This is a genomic window from Collinsella sp. D33t1_170424_A12 (genome assembly GCF_015554865.1).
In the GTDB taxonomy this organism is placed as follows: Bacteria; Actinomycetota; Coriobacteriia; order Coriobacteriales; family Coriobacteriaceae; genus Collinsella.
Window position 1 is genome coordinate 1 of the sequence record NZ_JADNJJ010000093.1, and the last position, 8,860, is coordinate 8,860.

An 8,860-nucleotide genomic window follows, 5' to 3' on the forward strand; every position below is an offset into this window, starting at 1 on the left:
TCGAGGATATGGCCATGGACTTCATGGATATCCGCAAGCGCATCTTCACCTTCCCCGAGATGGGCAAGAAGGCCTACTTCGTCGCAGTTCCCACGTCTTCGGGCACCGGCTCCGAGGTCACGCCGTTCGCCATCATCACCGACAAGGACACCGGCATCAAGTGGCCGCTCGCCGATTACGCGCTGCTGCCCAACATGGCCATCGTTGACGTCGACAACGCCATGACCGCACCGCGCGGCCTGACCGCTGCGTCCGGCATCGACGTCATGACCCATGCCATCGAGTCCTACGTCTCCATCATGGCTTCCGACTACACCCAGGGCCTGTCCATGAAGGCCGTCAAGCTGGTCTTCGAGAACCTGCCCTCCGCATACGAGAACGGCGCCAAGGACCCGCACGCCCGCGAGGAGATGCACAACGCCTCCTGCATGGCCGGCATGGCATTCGCCAACGCCTTCCTGGGCCTCAACCACTCCATGGCCCACAAGCTGGGCGCCTTCCATCACCTGCCCCATGGCATCGCCAACGCGATCATCCTTACTCGCGTCATGCGCTACAACGCCGCCGAGGCCCCGGTCAAGATGGGCACCTTCTCCCAGTACCCCTATCCCAACGCTCTGCACAACTACGCCGAGCTCGCCCGCTACGCCGGCATCCAGGGCAAGGACGACAAGGAGGTCTTCGAGAACTTCGTCACCGCGCTCGAGGAACTCAAGGAGACCATCGGCGTGAAGAAGACGATCGCCGACTACGGTGTTGACGAGCAGTACTTCCTCGACACCCTCGACGACATGGTCGAGCAGGCCTTCAACGACCAGTGCACCGGCGCCAACCCGCGCTACCCGCTTATGAGCGAGATCAAGGAGCTCTTCCTCGATGCATACTACGGTCGCGAGCCGCAGTCCTACGAGGTCTAAACCTCCCTTGGGTATCCACCGTCCGAATGCCGCCGTTGAGCTATTCCGCACGAGGCGGCGGCTTCGGACGCATTACGATGGTGCAAAACCTACAGAAAGGATGGAAGCGCCATGATTCTTCCCGATTCCAAGACCCTCGTCGCCGAGCGCGGCAACAAGAAGGTATATGACCTCGGTGACAAGATGGCTAAGGTGTTCAACGCCGCCAAGCCCGTCTCCGATGTTTTCAACGAGGCGCTCAATCTCGCCCGTATCAACGAGGCGGGCATTCGCTCTCCCAAGGCCCTCGAGGTTTCCGAGGTCGCCGGCGAGGGCTGGGGCATCCTTACCGAGAAGGTCCCCGGCGTGACCCTGGCCGAGAAGATGGCCGAGGATCCCAGCCGCTTCTACGAGTATCTCGAGCAGTTCGTCGACCTGCAGATCGAGATTCACGGCTTCCAGGCCCCCCTGCTCAACCGCCAGCGCGATAAGTACGCTCGCATGATCAACGGCCTTACCGAGATCAATGCCACCACGCGTTACAACCTCATGGAGCGCCTGGACGGCATGAAGAAGGAGTTCCACGTCTGCCACGGCGACTTCAACCCCACCAACGTCATCGTTGGCGAGGACGGCAGCCTCTACGTCTGCGACTGGGCCCACGCGACTCAGGGCTCCCCTGCCGCCGACGCTGCCATGACCTACCTGCTCTTCGCGCTCGAAGATAAGCAGCAGGCCGAGGCCTACCTCGAGCTCTACTGCGATCGCGCCGACGTTCCCATGCAGATCGTCCGCCGCTGGATGTCCATCGTCGCCGCGTCCGAGCTCGCGCGCAGCCGCGCCGATCAGGATGCCGAGTTCCTGTTGAGCTGGATCGACGTCGTCGACTACCAGTAAGCCCGACCGCGCCCTTCGCGCGCGTACGCTACTGAAGAGTGCCCCGGCAAGCATCTGAACTGCCTCCCATTTCTTGGACAAGGAAATAGAAGTCCGAGAGATGGGAGGCCTTCTCATGTCCATCGACCTGAGATTCAGGCACGACCGGTCGACCAGGGAGCGCGCGGCCGAGATGTTCGAGAGGGGGCTCGGCTACAGATCCGTCGCCAGGGTCCTTGGCGTTCCCGCCGAGGCTGTGAGAGACTGGCTGGGGAAGTACCGAGCAACCGGGAGGGACGGGCTCCTCGCCATGGATGGAAGACAGGCAAGATACGACTTCGAGACCAAGATCGCCGCGGCCAGCGCCGTGGTCGACGGCGGGATGGCCAAGCCCGAGGCGATGGACCGCTTCGGCATCGCGAGCGCGACGTCGCTGAAGCAGTGGTCCAGGCTGTACCGCGAGGGCGGCGCCGACGCGCTGAGGCCGAAGCCCAAGGGCCGGCCGAGGGGGTCCCGGGCGCGAAGGCCGCGCCCGGGACCCGCGAGGAGGAGCTCGAGGAGCGCGTCCGCAAGCTCGAGGCCCAGGTGGCCTACCTAAAAAAAATCGATAGCCCTGAAGGCGGAGCTCGGCTTGCTGCCCGGGAGCGGGCCGCGGCGGTAGCGGCGCTTTCGGGGCGCTTCCCCCTGGCCGACCTGCTGGAGGCGGCGTCGCTGCCCAGGTCGACCTACCACTACGCGCTGTCGCACCCCAAGGGGCCCACCAGGCCGGAGCTCCGGCCCAGGGTCGCCGAGATCTTCGGCAGGCTGCCCAACGGCGTCGGCCACCGCCAGATAGCGATGGAGCTGAGGGCCGTCGACGGCGAGCGCATAGCGGACAAGACGGTGCTCAAGATGATGCGCGAGATGGGGCTCAGGTGCGGGATCCGCCGCGAGACCGACTACCACAGGTACAACTCCTACAGGGGCGCCGTCGGCGAGGCCTTCGAGAACGTGCTCGGCCGCGACTTCGCGGCGGACGGCCCGTGGCAGAAGATGGGCACCGACGTCACCGAGTTCAGGTGCTCGTTCGGCAAGGCGTACCTCGCCCCCGTCTACGACTTCGGGAGCAAGGAGATCGTGGCCCACTCGATATCCATGCATCCCGACCTCGCCCAGCAGGAGGAGATGCTCGCGATGCTGGCGGAGGCGAAGCCCGCGTGGTCGGAGCCGATCATGCAGATGGACATGGGATGGCAGTACCAGCACGCCGACTTCGTCGCGGCGCTCAAGGGGATGGGCGTGGTCCAGAGCATGTCCAGGAAGGGGAACTGCCTGGACAACGCATGCACGGAGGGGATGTTCGGCCACCTGAAGGACGAGTTCCTCCGCGGGCGCGACTGGGACACGTTCGAGGCGTTCAAGGCGGACCTGGAGGACTACGTCCGCCACTGGAACCACGTGAGGCGCCAGGTCGGGCTGAAGGGCCTGACCCCGGTGGAGTTCCGGGAGCAGGCCCTTCGGGAGGCCGCCTAGCGGTTATGATTTATCGCGTCCAAGTTTCGGGGCGCAGTTCAATCGTCTTGTCGGGGCACTCGTTGTTTCAGCAGTGTTCCGGGCACGCTAACGCATGTCGATGAAGACCCATGCGCCCAGCGTTCCCGCATGGCATGCGATGCTGCCATCCGGAAAATCGAGCTCGTTGGATATGCCGCGATCGCTCAGGAGCGGCAGCGGCGCATGATCGAGCTCCCAGCGCATATGCTTTTCCGACACCACGCAGCCGCAGCTCAAGGGCATGAAGGAGAAACGGCAGCCGCGGTACGCGCCCACATCCCAGGTATCGCCGGCGTGCAGGATGCGCCCTATGAACCCGTCTTCGCGCAGCTCGACTGAACCCGGCCAGGCGCACAGGCGTCCAAGTGCCGCCAACATGTGGTCGGGACGTCCGCCGGACAGGCAAGTGGCCACGATATCGACGACGCCGTAGCGCTCTCGAATGGCACGCAAGGCGAGTTCGAGGTCGGTCGCGTCCTTATGAGGGTCATAGCGCTCGATCTCGCAGCGCGCGCCATCGATGACAAACGAGGATCCGCCACCGGATTCGATGGCCGCGGCCGTCTTGGGACTCGCAGAATCCACGTCGCCGCAGAAAAGCTGCGGGTGCAACCCAGCGGCGAGGATCGCATCCATCCCGCCGTCGACGGCGACGACAACCTCGCAGCCATCAGCCGCCTTCCTCAGCAAGCCGATAGAAGCACGTTCGGGGGAACCCCCTGCCACCAGCACGCGCATCAGAACCCTCCGTAGGCCAGGATATCGGCAAGTGCGAGCTCCTCGAACTCATCGATGAACAGCTCGCAGCTAGCCATCACATCGCGGCGCGCGCTTCGACCGCTGGGGTCGAAGATGCCGACCCGGCGATAGCCGCCGGCGCCGGCGCCGGAAAGCCCGAAGAGCGCGTCCTCGAATACCCACACGTCGCAGGGATCGCAATCGACTACGAGATGCGCATCGCGCAGGCGCGAGAGTGCAAGGTCGTAGATATCGGGGAAGCCCTTGGGACGCGGGGCCTCGGCCGTGGTGGTGATGCCCGAGAAATACCCGGCCATGTCGTTGTGTTCGAGGCCGATCTGCACCAGGTGGCTCGGCGTAGACGTAGCGATGCACATGGGAATGCCAGCCGCACGGGCCTCGTCTAGGAACGCGCGAACCCCCGCACGGGCCTCGATCTGCGTTGCGTAGCGATCGCGCAGCATGGACTCGAGCTCGGCGTACACGGCATCGCCCGACTCGCCGATTCCCCACACATCGTGATACGCATGGCACTCCGCTTCGAGCGAGAGGTGCTCGAAGCGGGCAAAATCGCTCGGCGTAAGCGAGAAACCGTAGCGCGCCAGCAGCTCGGGTTGGATACCGAGCCACATGCCCATCGAATCGAGCAGGGTGCCGTCGCAATCGAAGATAAACGCTTTAGGCGTACTCATTGGTCCATCCTTTACATGCTGTGCACGGTTAAGAAACAGAATTTTTAAAATTGTAAAATATACTACAAGATATGAACTTTGCCGTAACGAATTTCGTTGAACTGCTGCCGACGTCATTACGACGCCTGAACATTGAATGCTAGGTTTCTATGCAACAGATTGCTCAATACCGCCTTTTAACAGGACATATGTCGTTCAACGAAATAATCGGCCCGTCTGGGCTCTTGTCGAAGAAAAGCATACTCTACCGTGCTACATTATCCAAGTGTCACAGGTTCCACACATGCAAGACTGTGGAGCAGATACTGCCCGACCTCGTTCGTCGTATGCATGTTGAGCCCGCGACCTGCCTTACGTAGGAGACGCGGCGCAGCCGCATGTAGGATGGGACGGTCACTTTGAGCACGAAGAACGCTGCCAACTCAACCGAGCAGCCCTGCCTCATGATCACCGAAGACGATCTTCATCTCTTCTCGGAGGGTTCCTGGCAACGAAGCTGGGAGAAGATGGGTGCGCACCCCGCTATCAAAGATGGAATCCAGGGCTGGTCGTTCTGCGTATGGGCCCCCGAAGTTGCAAGCGTGCACGTCGTAGGCGATTTCAACGGCTGGAACGCGACGGCAACTCCGCTCGAACGCATCATGGATAGCGGCTTGTGGCATGGGTTTATCCCCGGCCTCAACCAAGGCGACCTCTATAAATACGTTATCGAGACCAGCGAGGGAGAACTGCTCTATAAAGCGGACCCCTATGCATTTTATTCCGAAGTGGCCCCCGGCACTGCATCACGGCTGTGGGACCTCAGCGGTTATGCCTGGAAAGATGCTGCGTGGCTGCGCAAGCGCTCCAAGCGCGACCACATGCACACCCCGCTCAACATCTACGAGGTCCATCTGGGCTCCTGGAAGCGCCATGGAAACGAACCCCAGGGCGAGCCGCGTGAGGATGGCACCTATCCCGGCCCGGGCGACCCCTTCCCGGCACAGCGCGGTACGTTCTACTCGTACGACGACCTCTCGGTCGAGCTCGTTGCCTATGTCAAGAATATGGGATACACCCATATCGAGGTCATGCCCGTTATGGAGCATCCCTTCGACGGATCTTGGGGTTACCAGGGAACAGGCTATTACGCGGCAACCGCCCGCTACGGCACCCCGCAGCAATTCATGCACTTCGTCGATGCATGTCACAAGGCCGGCATCGGCGTGATTCTCGACTGGGTCCCCGGCGGTTTTTGCGCGGATGCGCAGGGCCTTGCGACCTTCAATGGATCCATGCTCTATGAGCGCGAGGTCCATCCCAACTGGGGTACGCATAAATTCGATTTCGGTCGACCCGAGGTCGTGAGCTTCCTGCTCTCCAACGCGCTGTTCTGGATCGACATGTTCCATGCCGACGGCATCCGCATGGACGGCGTTTCCAGCATGCTCTACCTCAATTTCGGCGTAGACAACCCGGCCGATAAAAAGTTCAACAAATTCGGCACCGAGGAAGACCTCGATGCTTCGGCATTTATTCGCACCGTCAACGAGGCCGTTGGCGAAACGCATCCCGACGTCATGATGATCGCCGAGGAGTCTACCGCCTGGCCGCTCGTAACCTACCCACCAGCCGACGGCGGCCTGGGCTTTCACTACAAGTGGGACATGGGATGGATGAACGACACGCTGCACTACATGCAGACCGATTTCCCTTGGCGCCCGGGCAACCATCGACTGCTCACGTTCTCGATGATGTACGCCTTCAACGAGAACTTCGTCTTGCCCCTTAGCCACGACGAAGTCGTCAACGGCAAGTGCTCGCTCATCGGACGTATGCCGGGAGATCCGTGGCGACAGTTCGCCGGCCTTCGCAACCTCGCGTTTTACCAGATGATGCATCCGGGCGCCAAGCTCAACTTCATGGGCAACGAGCTTGGCATGTTCATCGAATGGCGTTATTACGAGTCGCTTCAGTGGTTCCTCGCCCGCGATTTCGAGACGCATGCGCACCAGCAGGCATTCATCGAAGCCCTCAACCACCTCTATCTCAAAGAGGCGGGCCTGTGGCACTTCGCATACGATGCGCAGGGCTTCGAGTGGATCGACGCGGACAACGACAAGCAATCCATCATTTCCTTCGTGCGCCGCGGCAAGAAACCGGCCGACGACCTGGTGATCATCATCAACTTCGATCCCGCGTCCTACGAGACGTTCCGCATGGGCGTTCCGCGCGAAGGCGACTGGAAGCTCGTGTTCAATACCGACGATCCCGCTTTCGGCGGCAGCGGCTATCCCGTAGTCGAGATGGCATCCAGTAGGCCCGAAGCTTGGAACGGCCGGGACGACTCCATCGAGATCTCGCTTCCCGGCATGGGCGGCCTGGTCTACAAGCGTTCGCGCGCCTCCTCTTACGTCTCTCCGACAAAGGCGAAAGCCGTTCATACCAAGAAAGCTCCTGCGCCCAAAAAGGCGGCACCCAAACGTACCCGTACGAAGAAGTAGAGGGCGGAGCATTCCGTCCGCGTCTTCACTGGGGGCGTGTGGCAACGACGCCCCCATGTTATCTGAAAGGAAACCATGAATACGATTTTCGAAAACAAGGAAACGTTCATCGAGGAGTATCGCGAGGCGGTCAAGGAGCTCTCTGGCAAGAGCTTCGAGATCACCAGCGATATCGACCGCTTCAACGCGCTAGCCGGCCTTATCGCCTCGAAGGCGCGCGCCGTTTCGGCCGAAACCGACAAGCGCTTTGCCAAGGATGGAAAGAAGCGCGTCTACTACTTCTCGATCGAGTTCCTCATCGGTCGCCTCCTCGACAACTACCTCATCAACTTCGGTATTCGCGACATGGTGGCCGATGCCCTCTCGGAGATGGGATGCGACCTCGACAAGCTTTGCGACCTCGAGCCCGATGCAGCGCTGGGCAACGGCGGCCTCGGCCGCCTGGCAGCCTGCTTCCTGGACTCCATGGCCCACGAGGGCATCGCTGGATACGGTAACGGCATGCGCTATCGCTACGGACTGTTCAAGCAGGAGATCGTGAACGGACGCCAGGTCGAAGTAGCCGATGAGTGGCTCTCCAAGGGCTATCCGTGGGAGGTTCGCCGCCCCGATAAAGCCGTGCGCATCGGCTTCGGCGGCCACGTCGTCTCGCATGCCGAGGGCGACCGCACCTTCTACGATGTGGTCGACACGCAGGATGTCCTGGCCGTGCCCTACGACATTCCCGTGGTGGGCTTTGGCGGCGAGACCGTCAACAAGCTTCGTGTTTGGAGCGCCGAGCCCATCGACGAGCACTTCGACCTCGACGCCTTCAACCGCGGCGAGTACGCAAATGCCGATGCCAGCCGCGCCGATGCTGAAGCGATCTCGGCCATCCTCTACCCCAACGACGCCGGCGAACATGGTCGCCTCCTGCGCCTTAAGCAGGAATACCTGTTCGTAGCCGCAGGCCTTAAGACCGCCCTCGACGTCTTCCGTCGCGAGCATGGCAACGATTGGGCAAAGCTCCCCGAATACGTTGCCATCCATACCAACGACACCCATCCCGCAATGTGCGGCCCGGAGCTCATGCGCATCCTCATGGACGAGGAGCGCCTCACCTGGGACGAGGCATGGGATATCGTCACCAAGACGATTTCCTACACCAACCACACCATCCTGCCCGAAGCGCTCGAGAAGTGGCCCATCGCAACGTTCAAGAAGCTGCTCCCCCGCGTATACGACATCATCGACGAGATCAACCGCCGTTGGCGCGACGGATTTGACACCACCCAGGACGGATGGCAGGAACGCCTGCGCAAGACCTCGGTGCTCTGGGACGGAGAGGTCCGCATGGCCAATCTCTCCGTCATCTGCAGCCACTCCGTAAACGGTGTCGCCAAGATCCACACCGATATCCTTGAGCGCTCCGTCCTCAACGATTTCTATGCGCTCACGCCGGAGAAGTTCAACAACAAGACCAACGGCATCACGCCTCGACGCTTCCTCGCCGAAGCAAACCCGTCCTATGCCAAGCTCATCACCGAGGCCATCGGCGATGGATGGCTCGATGACGCCGAGGAACTCAAAAAGCTCGTCGACTTCGAAAACGACCCCTCGTTCCTCAAGCGCGTCGGCCATTCCAAGCGCCAGAACAAGATTC

General features: G+C 61.5%; 7 protein-coding genes and 1 pseudogene. 6 read left to right on the forward strand and 2 right to left on the reverse strand.

All coding sequences use genetic code 11. The annotated features are described in order from the left end of the window. The 4 genes and pseudogenes from I2E26_RS04185 to I2E26_RS04200 all read left to right on the forward strand — a co-directional run. Positions 1 to 917 (forward strand): iron-containing alcohol dehydrogenase (locus tag I2E26_RS04185; protein WP_195419719.1); only part of this gene is annotated, 917 nt, incomplete at its 5' end. A 111-nt stretch (positions 918 to 1,028) separates the two neighbouring features. Continuing rightward, positions 1,029 to 1,793 carry a phosphotransferase family protein gene (locus tag I2E26_RS04190; RefSeq protein WP_195419720.1) on the forward strand — a complete coding sequence of 255 codons (765 nt, stop codon included), beginning with the start codon at positions 1,029 to 1,031 and terminating at the stop codon, positions 1,791 to 1,793. A 172-nt stretch (positions 1,794 to 1,965) separates the two neighbouring features. Then, a pseudogene (locus I2E26_RS09210) lies at positions 1,966 to 2,220 on the forward strand (helix-turn-helix domain-containing protein); the annotation flags it as partial. Further along, a complete protein-coding gene (locus I2E26_RS04200) occupies positions 2,214 to 3,284 on the forward strand; it encodes an IS3 family transposase (RefSeq protein ID WP_370551439.1) in 1,071 nt (356 codons plus the stop codon). The pseudogene I2E26_RS09210 and the gene I2E26_RS04200, both read left to right, overlap by 7 nt. 87 nt (positions 3,285 to 3,371) lie before the next feature. On the opposite strand, the gene I2E26_RS04205 is transcribed toward I2E26_RS04200, so the two are convergent. Both I2E26_RS04205 and I2E26_RS04210 read right to left on the reverse strand, forming a co-directional pair. Continuing rightward, complete coding sequence (locus tag I2E26_RS04205; protein ID WP_195419721.1) at positions 3,372 to 4,043, reverse strand: thiamine diphosphokinase; 672 nt, start codon at positions 4,041 to 4,043, stop codon at positions 3,372 to 3,374. Continuing rightward, complete coding sequence (locus tag I2E26_RS04210; protein WP_195419722.1) at positions 4,043 to 4,735, reverse strand: HAD family phosphatase; 693 nt, start codon at positions 4,733 to 4,735, stop codon at positions 4,043 to 4,045. The genes I2E26_RS04205 and I2E26_RS04210 overlap by 1 nt, the downstream gene beginning before the upstream one ends. Before the next feature lie 443 nt (positions 4,736 to 5,178). On the opposite strand from I2E26_RS04210, the gene glgB reads away from it, so the two are divergent. Together glgB and glgP are read left to right on the forward strand one after the other, a co-directional pair. Next, complete coding sequence (glgB, locus tag I2E26_RS04215; protein WP_195419725.1) at positions 5,179 to 7,218, forward strand: 1,4-alpha-glucan branching protein GlgB; 2,040 nt, start codon at positions 5,179 to 5,181, stop codon at positions 7,216 to 7,218. A 75-nt stretch (positions 7,219 to 7,293) separates the two neighbouring features. After that, on the forward strand, positions 7,294 to 8,860 hold a 1,567-nt coding region (glgP, locus tag I2E26_RS04220; RefSeq protein ID WP_195419723.1), incomplete at its 3' end, for a glycogen/starch/alpha-glucan family phosphorylase.